Origin of the sequence: Sedimentibacter sp. zth1 (assembly GCF_017352195.1) — a bacterium.
In the GTDB taxonomy this organism is placed as follows: domain Bacteria; phylum Bacillota; class Clostridia; order Tissierellales; family Sedimentibacteraceae; genus UBA1535.
In genome coordinates this window covers 2,062,458-2,079,574 of the sequence record NZ_CP071445.1, presented here as the reverse complement: position 1 = coordinate 2,079,574, position 17,117 = coordinate 2,062,458, and the positions used below count along the sequence as shown (strand labels likewise).

16 protein-coding genes are annotated in these 17,117 nt (G+C 28.6%); 11 read left to right on the top strand and 5 right to left on the bottom strand.

Annotated elements, in window-relative coordinates; genetic code table 11:
* The first annotated feature begins 45 nt into the window (after positions 1–45).
* Entirely contained in the window at positions 46–1,272 is a 1,227-nt protein-coding gene (locus tag JYG23_RS10080; RefSeq protein ID WP_207235550.1) for an NAD(P)/FAD-dependent oxidoreductase, read from the top strand.
* On the opposite strand, the gene JYG23_RS10075 is transcribed toward JYG23_RS10080, so the two are convergent.
* Together JYG23_RS10075 and JYG23_RS10070 are read right to left on the bottom strand one after the other, a co-directional pair.
* Positions 1,273–2,166, bottom strand: a complete 894-nt coding sequence (locus JYG23_RS10075) for a DMT family transporter (protein WP_207235549.1) — start codon at positions 2,164–2,166, stop codon at positions 1,273–1,275.
* Positions 2,167–2,181: 15 nt separating this feature from the next.
* Positions 2,182–2,769, bottom strand: a complete 588-nt coding sequence (locus JYG23_RS10070; RefSeq protein ID WP_207235548.1) for a nucleoside triphosphate pyrophosphatase — start codon at positions 2,767–2,769, stop codon at positions 2,182–2,184.
* A 217-nt stretch (positions 2,770–2,986) separates the two neighbouring features.
* Between JYG23_RS10070 and JYG23_RS10065 the strand changes: the two genes are divergently transcribed.
* Positions 2,987–3,748, top strand: a complete 762-nt coding sequence (locus JYG23_RS10065; protein WP_207235547.1) for a Yip1 family protein — start codon at positions 2,987–2,989, stop codon at positions 3,746–3,748.
* A gap of 35 nt (positions 3,749–3,783) precedes the next feature.
* Here JYG23_RS10065 and spoIID read toward each other — a convergent pair whose 3' ends face one another.
* Positions 3,784–4,800: a stage II sporulation protein D gene (gene spoIID, locus JYG23_RS10060; RefSeq protein WP_207235546.1), complete on the bottom strand. Its 1,017-nt coding sequence runs from the start codon at positions 4,798–4,800 to the stop codon at positions 3,784–3,786.
* A gap of 117 nt (positions 4,801–4,917) precedes the next feature.
* Here spoIID and JYG23_RS10055 point away from each other — a divergent pair, with 117 nt between their 5' ends.
* Both JYG23_RS10055 and spoIIID read left to right on the top strand, forming a co-directional pair.
* Positions 4,918–5,628 carry a M23 family metallopeptidase gene (locus JYG23_RS10055; protein ID WP_207235545.1) on the top strand — a complete coding sequence of 237 codons (711 nt, stop codon included), beginning with the start codon at positions 4,918–4,920 and terminating at the stop codon, positions 5,626–5,628.
* A gap of 89 nt (positions 5,629–5,717) precedes the next feature.
* Positions 5,718–5,987, top strand: a complete 270-nt coding sequence (spoIIID, locus tag JYG23_RS10050; protein WP_207235544.1) for a sporulation transcriptional regulator SpoIIID — start codon at positions 5,718–5,720, stop codon at positions 5,985–5,987.
* A 70-nt stretch (positions 5,988–6,057) separates the two neighbouring features.
* Here the strand turns inward: spoIIID and JYG23_RS10045 are convergent, their stop codons facing one another.
* Positions 6,058–7,230, bottom strand: coding sequence for a S8 family peptidase (locus JYG23_RS10045; RefSeq protein ID WP_207235543.1), 1,173 nt, complete (start codon positions 7,228–7,230; stop codon positions 6,058–6,060).
* A gap of 153 nt (positions 7,231–7,383) precedes the next feature.
* On the opposite strand from JYG23_RS10045, the gene JYG23_RS10040 reads away from it, so the two are divergent.
* The 5 genes from JYG23_RS10040 (at position 7,384) to JYG23_RS10020 (ending at position 13,587) form a co-directional block, all read left to right on the top strand.
* Positions 7,384–8,076, top strand: a complete 693-nt coding sequence (locus tag JYG23_RS10040; RefSeq protein WP_305848861.1) for a response regulator — start codon at positions 7,384–7,386, stop codon at positions 8,074–8,076.
* A 19-nt stretch (positions 8,077–8,095) separates the two neighbouring features.
* Entirely contained in the window at positions 8,096–9,889 is a 1,794-nt protein-coding gene (locus tag JYG23_RS10035) for an ATP-binding protein (protein ID WP_207235541.1), read from the top strand.
* An 11-nt stretch (positions 9,890–9,900) separates the two neighbouring features.
* Positions 9,901–11,361 carry a hypothetical protein gene (locus JYG23_RS10030; RefSeq protein ID WP_207235540.1) on the top strand — a complete coding sequence of 487 codons (1,461 nt, stop codon included), beginning with the start codon at positions 9,901–9,903 and terminating at the stop codon, positions 11,359–11,361.
* 24 nt (positions 11,362–11,385) lie between these two features.
* Positions 11,386–12,222 (top strand): two-component system regulatory protein YycI, encoded by an 837-nt coding sequence (yycI, locus tag JYG23_RS10025; RefSeq protein WP_207235539.1) that lies wholly within the window; start codon positions 11,386–11,388, stop codon positions 12,220–12,222.
* A 108-nt stretch (positions 12,223–12,330) separates the two neighbouring features.
* Positions 12,331–13,587 (top strand): UDP-N-acetylglucosamine 1-carboxyvinyltransferase, encoded by a 1,257-nt coding sequence (locus tag JYG23_RS10020; protein WP_207235538.1) that lies wholly within the window; start codon positions 12,331–12,333, stop codon positions 13,585–13,587.
* Here the strand turns inward: JYG23_RS10020 and JYG23_RS10015 are convergent.
* A complete protein-coding gene (locus JYG23_RS10015) occupies positions 13,577–14,521 on the bottom strand; it encodes a calcium/sodium antiporter (RefSeq protein ID WP_207235537.1) in 945 nt (314 codons plus the stop codon). The genes JYG23_RS10020 and JYG23_RS10015 overlap by 11 nt on opposite strands.
* Positions 14,522–14,733: 212 nt before the next feature.
* Between JYG23_RS10015 and JYG23_RS10010 the strand changes: the two genes are divergently transcribed.
* Positions 14,734–14,958 carry a ferrous iron transport protein A gene (locus tag JYG23_RS10010; RefSeq protein ID WP_207235536.1) on the top strand — a complete coding sequence of 75 codons (225 nt, stop codon included), beginning with the start codon at positions 14,734–14,736 and terminating at the stop codon, positions 14,956–14,958.
* 37 nt (positions 14,959–14,995) lie between these two features.
* Positions 14,996–17,116, top strand: a complete 2,121-nt coding sequence (gene feoB, locus JYG23_RS10005; RefSeq protein ID WP_207235535.1) for a ferrous iron transport protein B — start codon at positions 14,996–14,998, stop codon at positions 17,114–17,116.
* Position 17,117: the final 1 nt, after the last annotated feature.

The window sequence follows — 17,117 nt, the reverse complement described above, 5'->3', positions numbered from 1 at the left end:
TTAAAGACTATGTCTATTTTAAATTAAATTATTATAGGGAGTTATATGATAACTGATTTTAATACAATAATTATTGGCGCAGGTGCATCTGGACTTTTGGCAGCCTGCAATTTAAATGGTGTAAAAACATTGTTAATTGAGAAAAATACCTGCGCAGGTAAAAAAATGCTGATATCTGGAGCAGGACAATGTAATTTTACACATTCAGGAGAATTAGATGATTTTTTGAAAAAATATGGCGCAAACAGTAGCTTCTTGAAACCGGCTTTATATAATTTTAACAATAATGATTCAATAAAGTATTTTGAGAAATTGGGTGTAGAAAGTGTTATAAGAGATGATGGCAAGGTGTTTCCTAAATCATTAAAAGCGAATGATATATTGAGTGCACTTCTGCAAAAAATAAAAAAAAATAAAGCATTAGTTAAATATAATTGTTGTGTAGCGGAAGTTAAATATAATAGTGAATTAGAGTTTTTTACTATTAAGACAGGAAATGAAAAATTTACATCTAAAAATTTAATAATATCGACTGGTGGCAAGTCATATCCAATTACGGGTTCTACAGGTGATGGATATAGTATTGCAAGAAGTTTAGGACATAGTATAGTTGAAACATCACCTTGCTTGACACCTATAAATGTAGCAGAATATAAATTTAGTGAGCTTTCAGGAGTATCATTTAAAGACATTCAGGTTTCTTTATGGAGAAATAATAAAAAGATTAAAGAAACGAAAGGAGATTTATTACTTACACATAAAAATCTTTCAGGGCCTGTTATACTTAACTTTTCAAAATATGTTAAAGTAGGTGATATAATAAAAATCAATTTTATAGGCTTAACAAATGATAGAATAAATGAGCTAATAAAAAAAGTTACAAAGCAAAACGGTAAGCAACTTGTTAAATCAATATTTAAGGATACTAATTTATCAAAAAGATTTATTGATAAAATATTTTATATAAATAATATAAAAGATGATACAATATGTAGTCAGTTATCTAGGAAGGATAAGCAAAGCTTGATAAATAGTCTATTTTCTTATGAATTTAAAGTTGAAAGTTTGGGTGGATATCATATTGCTATGGCAACAGCAGGCGGAGTTAGTTTAGATGAGGTTAATAGAAAAACAATGCAATCAAAGCTAGTGAAGGGATTATATTTTACTGGTGAGGTATTAGATATTGATGGTGAAACTGGTGGGTATAACATTCAAGCTGCTTTTTCAACAGCTATGCTTGCTACTAAAAGTATAAGTAACAATTTGTAATTAACAATTGTTACTTATGCTTTCTTTTTTATTATCGAAGATAGTTAATAGTAGAACAGCAAATATTATTAAAGAGCAACCTAAAATATTTCTAAATGTGCATGGCTCATTAAAAAGTAAAATAGCTAGAATAATACTTGTTATAGGTTCAAACATACAAAGTATAGCAGTAGTTGTAGGCCCTATATTTTGCACACCGATTTGCATAAAGGTTACTGCTATAACTGAAACAATTATACTAAGTATAAATGAATATAGCCATCCACTAGGTGTTATACTCAAGGTAAAACTTTTTGTTATAATTGATACAAAGAACATAGTTATGGAAGTAAATAAACATGAATAAAAAGTTACCAAAAATGGATAATAACCTTTTATTCCACCCTTGTCCATATAAATTAAACTTAAAGAGTAACTAACCCCTGATAGGAATGCAATAAATAACCCTATTAAACTACCATTGCTAGTATTACCGTCAAAAAATAACAAAATACCTGAAAAAGAAATTGCTAAGCATATAATTTTCAAGATACTAATTTTTTCTTTGAAAAATATAACTAATATTAATCCTACTATAATAGGATAAACATAGTGAATTGTTGTAGCTATGCCAACAGATACATAATTATAAGATGTATAAAGTAAAAGTGCGGTTAGCGTAGTAGTTACTATACTATAAATAAAGAATTTAAACAATATTTTTTTTGGAACTTTTATAGTTATCTTTTTTACTCTTAAAATGCTATATAGTATTGGAATACAAAGAAAACTTCTTAAAAATACAAGCATAATTGGATTACTTCCACCAAAATATGTTAGTTTGCTTAAAATTGGCATAAAACCAAATATTACAGCGGCAGTAATTACGCATGAAAAACCCTTTGCCTTATTCAAATTAAAAACCCCCTTTTAATAATTCTTAAGATCAATACCTATGTCTAAAAGGGTATTATAAAGTTTTGCAATGGGTAAGCCAACTACATTGTTATAGTCGCCACAGATTTTTTTAATATAAATAGCAGATTGTCCTTGAATACCATATGAACCTGCTTTGTCAAATGGTTCATTTGTATCAATGTAATCATATATTTGTTTATTTGTCATAGGATACATTGTAACATCTGTTGAATCGTGAAATACTATAACTTTACAATCAATACCTTTTTTTATAATAACACAAACGCCTGTATATACAGTATGTGTATTATTTTGTAATTGTTTTAACATATTGTATGCATCATTTTTATCATGTGGTTTACCCATGATGTTATTGTTTAGTGAAACAATTGTATCTGCACCAATAATAATTGAATCATTAGTAACCATTTTTAATACGCTATTAGCTTTTTGTAGAGATAACTCTTCCACAATTTCACTTGGATTAATTTTTGTAATAATTTCTTCTTCATTACTAGGCAAAATATCAAAGTTAATTCCAACTTGCTCTAACAATTCTTTTCTTCTTGGTGATGATGATGCTAATATAATTTTTTCCATAAGACACCTCAATATTTATGTAGTATTTACATTTTAGCACAAATTAAATATTATAACAAAATAAATATAGCTTAATAATTTAAATTTATTCAAATAGAACGGAAATTAGTTTTACGCTACACTTTTATTTTTATTTTATAAAATATTAAAATAGTTCTTGCATTTTGTAAAAATATGGTATAATAGACTAAATAGAAAATAGAAAGTAGGTGTTTATATGCCATTTTGTAAAAACTGCGGGAAGGAAATAAAAGATGGCGAAATATGCAGTTGCCAACAAAACTGCACAAATGATAATGTAGTAGTCAGTGTGCAGAGTGATAAGTTTGACTTCAAGAAAATGATGAAACAAATGTTGTTGAGATTCAAGGGAGCATTACCAAACAATACTATAGAAGAAATTAAATCTTCAACTAAGGATAATAGTATACTATGGGTTTTTGTTGCAGTAGTTGAGTTTTTAATTTCATCGTTGGCAATAACAGTTTGTGTAAGAAGGTTGCTTTATAAATTTTATAAAACGTCATTTGGATTTTTTGGTGATATTAGTTACATGGACTTTGTTAAGGAAGCTTCAGAAATTGGGGCGGGATTTTTTAGTACATTTTTCAAATGCTTGTTTGCTGGAGTACTTAGTTATTTAGTTATTGCATTATTAACATGGTTATTTGCAAAATTTACAAAAAAACAGATATCATTTAATTGTGCAGCTAATATGTTATCAACAATTCTAATACCTTTTACAGCAATAATGATTTTATGTATTGTAGTAAGCTTTGTACTACCGAAAGTAGCATTATTTTTAATGACTGTAGGATTGTTATCATTATTAATATTGAATTACATAGGTGTAAAAGAACTTTGCGGTTTAGATGACAATATATTTTGGATTTACATGATATACTTGGTAATTATGACAGCTGTATTTTCATTAACTCTATCTAAAATTATAGCTCCAGTAATATCAAACTTTTTCTAAAAATTAATCAGAGGCAAAGTATAAATTCTTTGCCTCTAATTGTATTGCATTATTTCTATTCCTGTATAATAATGTTTTAAGATATCTCTATAATTAAATCCTTCTATAGCCATCCCGTTGGCTCCGTATTGACTCATTCCAACTCCATGACCATATCCTGTAGTTATTATTTCAATATTTTCATTATTTTGAACCAATTTAAAATTAGATGAATTAAGGTTGTATAACGTCCTAAAATCTCTACCAGTTATAATGGTTTCTCCAATTTGCATGGTTTTAATTTTACCGCCCTCACTAACTTCTATAAGTGAAATTTTATCCTTTAAATTAGTAGCATTTATATCATTTTCTCCCAATGAACCCTTTAATTTTGTGATAAATTCAATTATTGGTATAGTAATTGTAGCAGTTAGCTTAGGAGAATTCGCTTCGTAAGGACTTTCCACACTTCTTAGGTAAGGGGCGGCACTTGTAAAGACATCTTCCGAATTTTCAGTTCTTCCACCACTAGTTGAGTGAAATAATGGCTCAATTAACTTTCCTTCGTATGTTAAAATTTGTCCTTTTGTAGAATTAACAGCACTTTCAATTTTAGGCCAGTATGTATCATACCATGTTTGTGTAAATTTTTGTATAAGTTCTTCCTTAGTAAGGTATACCTGACAATGAGTACCAGAACATATTGGAGCTTGAGTATGTTGTTCAGGATTTGTATTGGTTTTCTTTAATTTGTATAATAAGTATGTTCTAGCTGTAATTGCCTGAGCTTTTAGAGCATCTAACTCGAACTGTGCAGGCATTTCAGCTGCTACAACACCCATTATATATTCTTCTATTTCAAGTTTTAAAACCTTATTGCTATTTATATGATAAACCTCAATATATCGAATTTCACTTTCATCTGTAGTTATTATAGAATCAATAGACTCTGCAATATCTATAGGGCCTTCCTCACTACTACTAAATGTATTTTCAAAATAAGATAATGACAATGTGGGAATCATATAAAGCAATAATAAAATTATTATTATTACAATTAATTTGTTTTTCATAACTACTCCTTACCATTAGTTTATATAAATAATTATATTATTTTTTAAAATAAATAGAACATCTTTGTATTAAATAAAAAATTATGGAAATAATACTAACAAAATAAGGAGGTTTATATGAAACAAAATAATTTTATTAACAATTTCAAAAAACACATGAAAAACTTTTTCAAGGGCTTTAAAAACAAAAATACTAGTTTTTTTATAATAGTTTTGTGTATATGCTTGATTTCGACAGCACTAATATGGAAATATACTAGTAGTAATGAAAATATTTCAGAAGAACAAGGTGAACAAAATTCAGATATTGTAAAAGCTAATGAGGATCCATACAAGGATTATGTAGATAAAACTATAAAAGATTATGAGAAGGCTTTAGAAATTGAAGATAAAGAGGAAAAATTAGCGAAAAAAAATATTGTTGAATCTTTTTCTAAACCTATTGAAGGAACCATATCAAGAGAATTTAATATTAATGAATTAGTTTATTACGAAACTGTTGAGGAGTGGAGAACTCATCAAGGTCTAGACATTAATCCTGAAGGAAATCTTGTAGTTAATGCAGCCTGTGATGGTACGATAGAGGCTGTAAATAAAAATAGCTTAATGGGCGTTGAAATTATAATTAATCATGGACACGATGTAAAGACAAAATATTGTTGTTTATCAAGTTCAAGTGTTAGTGTTGGTGACGATGTTAAGCAGGGTGATAAAATTGGGACATTAGGTATTGTTGAAAATATTGAAATGTCTGATGGACCACATTTGCATTTTGAAATATCTATTAAAGATGAGATTTATGATCCCACTTCATTGTATACAAAATAAATTTATATTTTATTGAAAAAAGTTCTATTAGGATCTTTATAAGCATATGTATGTAAATAAGACGGTTGCTTTACTAAAGGGGGTTAATTATGAAGGATTACATAGAAAAAAGAGCAATGGAAATAGCGGAATATATTATAAATACACAATCTACAGTTAGACAAACTGCAAAAAAATTTGGTGTTAGCAAAAGTACAGTCCATAAAGATGTAACCGAAAGATTGCCAAAAATAAATCCTCCTGTAGCAAGTGATGTCAAGAAGGTATTATTGAAAAATAAATCTGAAAGACATATAAGAGGAGGAAAAGCCACACGCCTAAAATATAAAGAAATAGATAAGCAAGTAATAAACTTATAGTATAATCAAAGAAAAACAATAGAAGAATTGTTTATAATAAAGGCACGCGTATTAGCGTGCCTTTATTATATTATATTTTAAATAATTTACTTAAATCTAATATTCCTGCACCTTCCTCAAATTGTGATATACCCAAACGCGAACAGTTTTTTTCTAGCAATTTTTTAATATCCAAATGCGTTAGGGTTGGTGTTTTTTGTAATAATAAAGCTATTGCACCTGATACCATTGGTGCGGCCATAGAAGTGCCTGATAATGTAGTGTATCCGGAATACTCCTTATTAGATAGGGATGTAATATTTACACCAGGTGCCAACAAGTCAGGCTTTTTTATTCTATCTTTAGTAGGTCCTCTACTGGAAAAGGTAGCAACGGTATTTTTAGTTAAATCAATTGTTCTATTGTCATCACATGCACCAACTGATATGACATACCTTCCAGTAGCTGGAGAAAGAATTGTTCTTTGTTTAGGACCATTATTACCTACTGCCGCAACTACAATCAAACCCTTTTCAATAGCTTTATTTGCAGCTTTAACTAATGGGTCTGTTCGTTCTCTATATTGTGCATTAGTTCCCAAAGACAAATTAAGTATTTTAGTTTTAAATACATCTTTGGTATATATTACCCATTGTATAGCAGATAATATATCTGAAACTTTTCCATTACCATCCTTATCTAAAACCTTAATTCCCAAAATATTAGCTTCTGGAGCAATTCCTTTATATTTACCCCTAGATGAAATTCCACTAGAAGCAATTATACCAGCAATGTGAGTTCCATGACCATTATCGTCATAAGTTTTGTTATTATTCTTTATAAAATCCTTAAAACCTACTATTCTATTTGTAGGATATATTAAATCTCTATGTGGGGAAATTCCTGTATCTACTGTTGCTATTGTAATATCTTTGCCCGTATAGCCTAAATCATTTACTATATCCGATTTAACACACTTGCTAGCAATATTCATACTAGTATGAATTGGAGAATCATATGATATAAAATCTAAATCTGGATTAGAATAAAAATTTTTTATTTTGGATAAATTCATGTCGCAAGCATAGCCATTTACGATAGGTAGCTCATATTTTATCCTATTGCATAATATGCATACTTCACTTTTCATATATGATACTTTGCTTTTCATGCTAACAATTACAGGAATACTTTCTTCTTTATTTGATGCTATTTTTGACTGTAAAAAAGGACAAACCTTTGAATTATAATTATTTTCAAGCATATAAGTCACCTTCTTGCAATTAATTTATGCGTGATAGCGATATTGGTGTGTAAAATAAAAAAATATGCTGTAAATATTTTAAAAAATATTGTATAATTAATAGTATGTATATAAAAAATTAATAATGTAAGTTTGCATAAATTATGGAGGGGAATTGTGGACGAGAAAATTTTAGTAGTTGATGATGAGAGACCTATAGCTGAAATAATAAAATACAACTTAAATAAAGAAGGATTTGATGTTCAAACTGTATACGATGGAGAAGAGGCTATAAAAGCTGTGCATAGCATTAAACCAGATTTAGTTATACTTGATGTTATGCTACCTAAAAAAAGTGGTTTCGAGGTTTTACGTGAAATTCGAATGCAGTGTGTTATGCCTGTTTTAATGCTTACAGCGAAAGAAGAGGAGCAAGATAGGGTAACAGGGCTTGAATTAGGTGCGGATGATTATATTGTTAAACCATACAGCAATAGAGAACTAGTTGCTAGGGTAAAAGCAAACCTAAGAAGAGTAAAGCTTTCAAATAGCGAAGAAGAAATGAAGGCTAAGATAACTAAAATAGGAAATATTGAAATTAATTTCAACAATTTTGAAGTTTTTAAATACGGCGAAAAAGTGGATTTAACTAATAGAGAATTTGATTTGCTAAAATATTTTATACTTAATCCAAATAAGACATTTAACAGAGAGCATCTGCTGAAAGAGGTTTGGAATTATGAATATGGAGATTTAAGGACAGTTGATGTTACAATAACTAGATTAAGACAAAAAATAGAAACAAATAACGATAAGTATATAGTTACAAAACGTGGCGTTGGATATTATTTCAACAATGGAAATTAATATGTTTGAGGTATAGATTATGTTTAAAAGTATAAGATGGAGAATTGTAATAATCTATTTTTTGTTAATCTATCTTGCTATGACAATAGTTGGATTTTTTATAATTACTCAGTTTGAAAAAATACAGCTTGATATGAATTCAGATAGTATAAAACAACGTATTACCCAAATATATGCATCATCTACAGCTATGAAGCAAAATGATTGGGAAATAGAAGAAATAATTGAAAAGATTCAAAGCAATATTAATTATAGTATACAAATAGGATATAATGAAAATTTATATATTATATTAAATGATGATAAAAAAACTATCATTGCAGCTAGTAAAAATGAGGTTGAAAATATTAGCGCATATGATGTTGATAGAATAAGCAATAAAATCTTAGTTGAAGCTTTATCAGGGGTAACTACCGAAACAATAACAAAAGATGACGAAGACAATAGAGTAGAAAGCCATATAACATATCCTGTAAGAAATGAAATGAACCAAATTAAGGGTTATATATATTTAACAAGTGATATCAGTTATATTTATGACACTGTCAATGAATCTAAAACTATGTTAACTAAAGCCACTTTAATGGTCTTACTATTAACAGTTATACTTGGATTGATATTGTCAAGAACAATAACAGGTCCAATAAAAGAGTTGACAATTAATGCTAAAAAGATGTCGCAAGGGGATTTTGCACATAAGGTAAAGATTAAGTCGGATGATGAAATAGGACAACTAGGAGAAGTATTTAACTATTTAACGGACCAATTGACTAGTATTATGTCAAAACTTAATCAAGAAAAAAGCAAGATGGAGACTACTTTTACCTATATGGCTGATGGAGTTTTAACAGTAGATAAAAATGGAAACATAATTCATATAAATCCAATTGCAAAGAAAATATTATCAGTTAGAGCTAAAGATACAATATATGATGAAATTATGTCAAAACATGCGCAAGATTTATATTTAGACAATATTAAAGAAACTAATTGGAGTGGTACATATGTCTTGAAAACAAAAAATGAAACATATAAAATAGACTATGCTCCATTTAAAGATGGAAATGATGAGTTGGGTGGAGTTATATTAGTATTTAAAAATGTTACAGAGCAAGTTAAAATGGATAAATTGCAAAAGGAATTTGTTGCAAATGTATCACATGAACTGAAAACACCTATAACTACAATAAAAAGTTATACAGAAACCCTTTTAGAAGGTGCAATAAAAGAAGAAAATGTTGCAACTGATTTCTTGAATGTTATAAACAGCGAAAGTGATAGAATGACAAGGCTAGTTAGAGATTTATTAAAATTGTCTAAAATGGATTTTGAGGAAGATAACTTCAAAAAAGAAAAACTTAACATAAATAGAATTGTTAAAGAAGTTTATATGAAGCTTATTTTACAAGCAAAAGGTAAAAAGATAGACATGCCTTTAAGGCTAGAAGATATAGATTGCAATGTTTTATTTGATAAGGATGGATTAGAACAAATATTATTAAATATCATAGGCAATGCAATAAAATATACTCCTGAAAGAGGTAAAGTTATTGTATCAGTATCTCTTGAAAAAAGTAAAGTTGTAGTAAAAATAGAAGATAATGGAATAGGCATACCAAAAGAAGATGCTGGACGTGTGTTTGAGAGATTTTATAGAGTTGATAAAGCAAGAACTAGAAAACTTGGGGGGACAGGATTGGGATTATCTATAGCTCAACAAATAGCAAAAGCTCATGATAGTATTATTGAAGTTAAAAGTGAGTTTAACAAGGGTACAACAGTACAAGTAAAAATACCTAAGTATTTAAAATAAAGGTAGTTATTATGAAAATTATAAAAAATATTTTATTAATTGTGATGATAATAGTATGTGTTTTTTTAAGTAGTAAGGTTTGGTTACAATTACCGAATTACCTTAATTGGGGTGATGAAATTGTTGAAGACGGTAATAATGATTTAAAAATAAGTTTATGGAAGATAGTCAAGCCAAACAAATACTATATAAATGATTCTAGTATTCATTACACGTATAATAATCCAATGGATTATAAAATATGGGAATTAGCTGTTCAAAACTTAGAAATTGGACTGAGAAATTTCTCAGAAAGTAGAACAAACCTAGTAGTTGGTGAATACTATCCTGAGGATTCTATTATAATGGAGTTTGATAATAGTATACCAATTGAAATTTTTCTTGAACGTTTTGGAATAGAAAAAAAGAATATAAGAACTAAATTAAACTATATAGAAAAAGTGGTTATTGGAATTAAGGAAAATAATAGCATATATATATATAACGGAGATTCAACTGTTATTATTAAAAACAGCAAAATAAATAATGAAAAAGTTATAACTTCTGCAAAAGATTTAATAAAAGATAACTATATAGAGTGTAATTTAAATACTCAAATTATGGGGGAGTCATTGCCTGTTTCAATACCAAATATTGAATATGCACTAAATCCTGTATATGTTCGATCAGAATTAGATATTAGCGATAATTTATTGATAGAAGGTATAGCCAAAGATTATTTTAAGAAAGATTTTGATTATGTTAGAAAATCAAAAGAAATAGAAGGTAATCTGTTATTTGTTTATAAGAATGAAAAAGTTTTAAAAATTAGCTCGGAAGGGTTATTAGATTTTTTTGATGCAAATATAAGTAGAGAAACTGATACAAATATGTATGAAAATTTAGTTACAGCATTGAATTTTACAAACAATTTTTTGGAATTTCCTGATGATGTGTATTTAAGTAAGGTAGAAACCTTGCAGTATGATGGTAATTTTGGTTATAAATTTATATTTAATTATAGGATACTAAATTATCCAATAATATTTAGCAAGCTTAGAGACTCACAACCACTAGAAGTTGAAGTTATAGGTAATAAAGTAATTTCTTATAAAAGATTGATAAGAAATATAGACATTAATCCTGAAAATGATATGAAAAAGGATCAAATTTTATCAGCTGACTTAGTAATTATGAACAGCGTCAAATTAAATATTGAATTAAAAAACCAAGATAATGAAGCACAAAATCAAGATAATGAATCAGAAAATCAAGATAATGAATCAAAAAATCAAGATAATGAATCAGAAAATCAAAACAGTGAATTGAAAACAATAAGCAAAGAAATGATAAAGGAAATAGATAATATTTATTTAGCTTATTATGATAGAGGCAAAAGTCCTGGTGAGCAACATCTAATAGTTGCTTGGGTTATTGATATAAACAATGAAAGTTATATATTTAATGCCATAACAGGTAAAATATTAGAATAGAAACTTTGTAGAAAGGATGTTAACATGGATTGGAATAAGTCAAATACAATTCTAATAATTGCTTTTTTGATAGTTAATATATTTTTATTTAGCTATACTTATTATGATGATCTTCTTGATAAAAAACAAGATACAATTGAAAACGAGAGCTTTTTACAAAGCGTGGAGGAAATACTAGAAACTAAAAACATAACAATAAAATGTGATATACCCCAAAAAATATACAAAAGACCTTTTTTGGAAATAGAATATAAAATAGTTCATCCCAGTAAAAAATTAATTGAAGATTTTTTGGGTGAATACAGTGGTTTGATAAGTGATGATATAAATGTTTATGAAAAAAATGACGAAAAACTTGAGATAGTTGGTGGAAAAAAAATAATTTATAGTAAGGAAACTCCATCTAATATTGAAATAAATAATACAAAAAGTGCGGATAATATAATAAATGAATTTTGTGTCGAAAAGAACATAGATTTAAGCAATTTTATCAAAGATTTCACAGAAACCAAAGATAATACCAAAATAGTTAGATTTGTACAAAGATATAAAGGTTACAAGGTTGAGAACTCTTATATTAGATTTTACATTTCCAAAGGTGATGTGATTGGATATGAAAAGCAATTTGTTGCAAATATAAGTGAAAGAGCAACCGTTAATGTAGTATCAGCTACTGAAGCACTTCTTAGACTAATGGTATATGAGGATATACATGATTGTAAAATTACTGATATTGAAATATGTTACTATACTAAAGAAAACAAAGATTTTGAAGTAATAAACTCAATAAATGTAGACTTGGTGTGGAAAGTAATAATAGATAATAATAAAATTATTTATCTAGTAAGTAGTGAATATTAGTGAAATTTAGAACGAATTTTGTTTTATATTGTAAAAAATAATCAATTGTTGCAAAATAATAAAAAAAATAGTATAGTATACTAAAGATTATATTAAGGGGAAATTTATATGTCAAAATTTATAATCGAGGGTGGAGCAAAACTAAAAGGAAAAGTAAATATTAGTGGATTTAAAAATGCTACATTAGCAATTATTCCATCAACAATTTTGTGTAAGGATAAATGTATTATAGAAAATATACCTATGATAGAAGATGTAAAAGTATATAAAGAAATATTGTATAGTATTGGTGCTGAAATAGAGATGATTGATGAAAACTCTATGATGGTAGATACATCAAATATTAGTGAAATAAATATTTTAAATGAATTACCTAGGAAAATCAGAGGTTCTTACTATATGTGGGGAGTTGGACTAGGTAGGTTTAAACATGTTTCAATGCCTTTACCGGGAGGATGTGCAATAGGAGATAGACCATTTGATTATCATATTAAAGGGTTTGAGGCTTTGGGTGCTAAAGTTGTAATTGGTGATGATAAAATAACTTTAGATGCAGATAGATTAATTGGTGCTAAAATATATCTAGATTTTGCAAGTGTTGGCGCAACAATTAACATAATGATGTGTGCAGTTTACGCAGAAGGAATTACGACTATAGAAAATGCTGCTAAAGAACCACATATAGTTGATACAGCCAACTTCTTAAATGCAATGGGTGCAGACATAAAAGGTGCTGGAACAGACATCATAAGAATAAATGGAGTAACAGAATTAAAAGGGTGTACATATGGTGTAATACCCGATCAAATAGAGGCGGGAACATATATGATTGCTGCAGCAGCAACTCAAGGTGATATAATTATTGATGGTATTATACCTAAACATTTAGAACCAATAACAGCTAAGCTTATTGAAATGGGTATGGGTATAGAGGAGTATGGTGATTCTCTTAGAGTATATTATAAGCAAAAACTTGTACCAGTTAATGTAAAAACATTGCCATATCCGGGATTTCCTACTGATTTACAGCAACCTATGGCTGTGTTGTTATCTTCAATAGAAGGAAATAGTATCATAGAGGAAAGTATATATGAGGATAGATTTAAGTATATTCAAGAACTAAAGAAAATGGGAGCTGATATAGAAGTAAATGGAAGGATAGCACACATAAAAGGTAAAGAGCATTTATGTGGAAGCACAGTTAAAGCGATGGATTTGAGGGCAGGAGCAGCACTTATAGTAGCAGGGCTTGTATCAAAAGGTATAACAGAGATTACTGATATACATCATATGGATAGAGGTTATGAGAACATAGAAAATAAATTTATGAATTTAGGTGCGAATATTAAAAGAATTAAGGATTAACAACGTTATTCCAACTTAAAATAATATATGATAAATAAATGCAGAGCATAAATAATCCTTGTGCTTTGCATATTTTTTTTGTGAATAATGAAATTGATAAAATAAAAGTCAAAATTAGAGCAATAGGAATATCAACTGTTATATTGTGAGGAACAATATAAAGCTCTTTTAGTAGCCCTGAAGTACCAATTACCAGTAGACAGTTCAAAATGTTGGCACCTATGATGTTACCTATTCCAATTTCTGCATTTTTTTTGATGAGTGACGAAATACATGTAACTAGTTCGGGCAAGCTTGTTCCCAAGGATATAAGTGTTAAGCTAATTATGGATGATGGAACATTTAAAATTTCAGCAAGCTTTATACCGTTGTTGATAATTAAATTAGAGCCTAATGTTATAAAGCTTATACCAAATACAAAAAATAAAATAATTTTATATAAATTCTTAGATATTCTTATTTTTTCTTTGCTTTTGGTAATATGTATTTTTGAAATAACCTTTAAATTGTAGCATATATAAAATATAAACCCGAAAAACAAGATTATACTTTCAGTAAAACATATCCTATTATCCATTCCAAATGCAAACAATGCAGATACGCTGCATAATAAAAAGAAATACTTAATTGTATATTCATTATCATCAATTATTACCTTTCCAATAATACAATTTAAGGACAATATAAGACCAGTGTTACAAATTATTGAACCGATTCCATTGCCGACAGCCATAATTGTTTGATTTTGTAAAGTTGCTGTAATTGAAACAATTAGTTCTGGAAGTGTTGTGGCAATACTTACGATAGTTGCTCCAATAAAAATTTGTGGTAAACCAGACAATTTTGCTATTTTTATAGAAGAATCTACAAACCAGTCGCCGCCTTTTATAACGAGAAATAAACCTAATAAAAAAAGAGTTATAACTTTTATCATACTATCTCCTTTGTTTGTACAAAATCATAATTAATTGTATGTACAAAATTATTTAATATTAATATAATAATAAATAATTTCTTGACAATGGGGGTTAGTCATGCTAAACTATAATATAGTTAGCTGACACTAACTTTTAAAAACATTTCGAGTTAGCTTCCGCTAACAAGTGGAAGCTTAGTAAATTATTGTATATGTTTGTGGAGGAATTTATGATGACATTAAAGGATATAAAGGTAGGAGAAACTGTTAAAGTAAAAAGGCTTAATGGTGAAGGTGCTATAAAAAGAAGAATTATGGATATGGGATTTACCAATGGAGCAGAGGTTTTTGTTAGAAAATTTGCGCCACTAGGAGATCCAATACAAATTAATATAAGAGGTTATGAATTAACCTTAAGAAAAGCAGATGCAAAAATGATTATTGTAGAAAGGTAAAGCGCCTGTAATTGTTAGGTAGCTATAGGAATAATATATGAACATAAAATTAGCATTAGTTGGAAATCCAAACAGCGGTAAAACTACCATGTTCAATGCCTTGACAGGTAGTTCTCAATATGTTGGAAACTGGCCAGGCGTTACAGTTGAAAAAAAAGTAGGAAAATTAGAAGGTCATAAAGATATAGATATAGTCGATTTACCTGGAATATATTCTTTATCTCCGTATACCTTAGAAGAGGTTGTCTCAAGGAATTATTTGATTGACGAAAAACCAGATGCAATTATAAATATAGTAGATAGTACAAATATTGAAAGAAATTTATATCTAACTACTCAATTGTTGGAAGTTGGAATTCCAGTAGTTATAGCATTGAATATGGTTGATGTTTTAAGAAAAAAAGGTGATGAAATAGATAAAAGGCTTTTGAAAAATTTCTTTGGCTGTGAGGTTATAGAAACATCTGCTTTAAGAAACGAAGGCTGTGATGATATTATAGATGCAGCAATAAAAGTAGCTAAAAATAAAAACCATAAAGTTAAGCATTGTAAATTTTCAGACAGTATTGAAAATACAATATCAAAAATTGGTGAATTAATAGATTGTAAAGTTGAAGTTGATAATAAAAGATGGTATGCAATCAAATTATTTGAACATGATGAAAAGATAATAGATAAAATTGGTTTGTCTAAAACTTCGTTTAGTAAAATAAATGAAATATCAAAAAATTATGAAATGCAAATGAATGACGATAGTGAAACTATTATTACGTCAGAGAGATATATGGTGATTGATACTTTAGTAAAAGAGGCTGTTAAGAAAAAAAATAAAACAAAAATAACAGTTACTGATAAAATAGATAATATAATTACAAATAAGTATGCAGCAATACCAATATTCGCAATTATAATGTTTCTTGTGTATTATGTTTCTATTTCAACAGTTGGCTCTATGATGACAGATTGGGTTAATGACGTTTTGTTTGCAGAAATTATATCACCTTCTGTTAGTAGCTTTTTAATTTCAGTGGATAGTGCCCAATGGCTTAATTCTTTGATAGTTGATGGTATAATTGGGGGAGTGGGAGCAGTTATAGGATTTTTACCGCAAATGCTAGTATTATTCTTTTTCTTGGCTATTTTAGAGGATTGCGGATATATGTCTCGTATAGCATTTATCATGGATAGAGTGTTTAGAAACTTCGGATTATCTGGAAAATCATTTATACCAATGTTAATTGCAACAGGTTGTAGTGTTCCAGGTATAATGGCATCTCGTACTATTGAAAGTGAAAGTGATAGAAAAATTACTATAATAACAACAAGCTTTATCCCTTGTTCTGCAAAGTTACCTATCATAGCATTGATAGCGGGAGCACTATTTAGAGGGGCACCATGGGTTGCACCAGTGGCTTATTTTGTAGGCATATTTGCTGTTTTAATTTCAGGAGTGATACTTAAAAAGACTACAGGATTCGTTGGAGAAGAAACACCATTTGTTATGGAGTTACCTCAGTATCATGTGCCTAGAGCAAAGGATGTGTTTAAGCATACTTGGGATAGAGGAAAATCATTTGTAAAAAAAGCAGGGACTGTAATATTTTTAGCATGTGGAATTATATGGTTTTTAAGTACATTTAATTGGTCAATGCAGATGGTTGATACAAAGGATTCGATTCTTGCGTCAATAGGTAGGGTGATTGCACCAATATTTAGCCCGTTAGGTTTTGGAAATTGGCAGTCAACAGTAGCTACTCTAACAGGTTTAGTAGCAAAAGAAAATGTAGTAGGAACATTTGGTATATTATTTAACTTTGCGGAGGTAGCTGAAAACGGAGTAGAGGTATGGCCAATACTTCAAAATATATTTACTCAAGCCTCAGCATTTTCATTCTTAATATTTAATCTATTGTGTGCACCATGCGTTGCAGCAATAGGTGCTATAAGGAAAGAGATGGGTAGTGCAAAGTGGACGTTAGCGGCTATAGGTTATCAAACAGGATTTGCCTATGCAGTTTCACTTATAGTATACCAAACATCAATGCTACTAAAGGGTCAGTTTTCTTTATTTACAGGCATAGCAATAGTAGTATTAGTATTTATGATATATATGATTATAAAACCATCTTCTAAATCTAGATTAGCTAAGGGGGTATAAA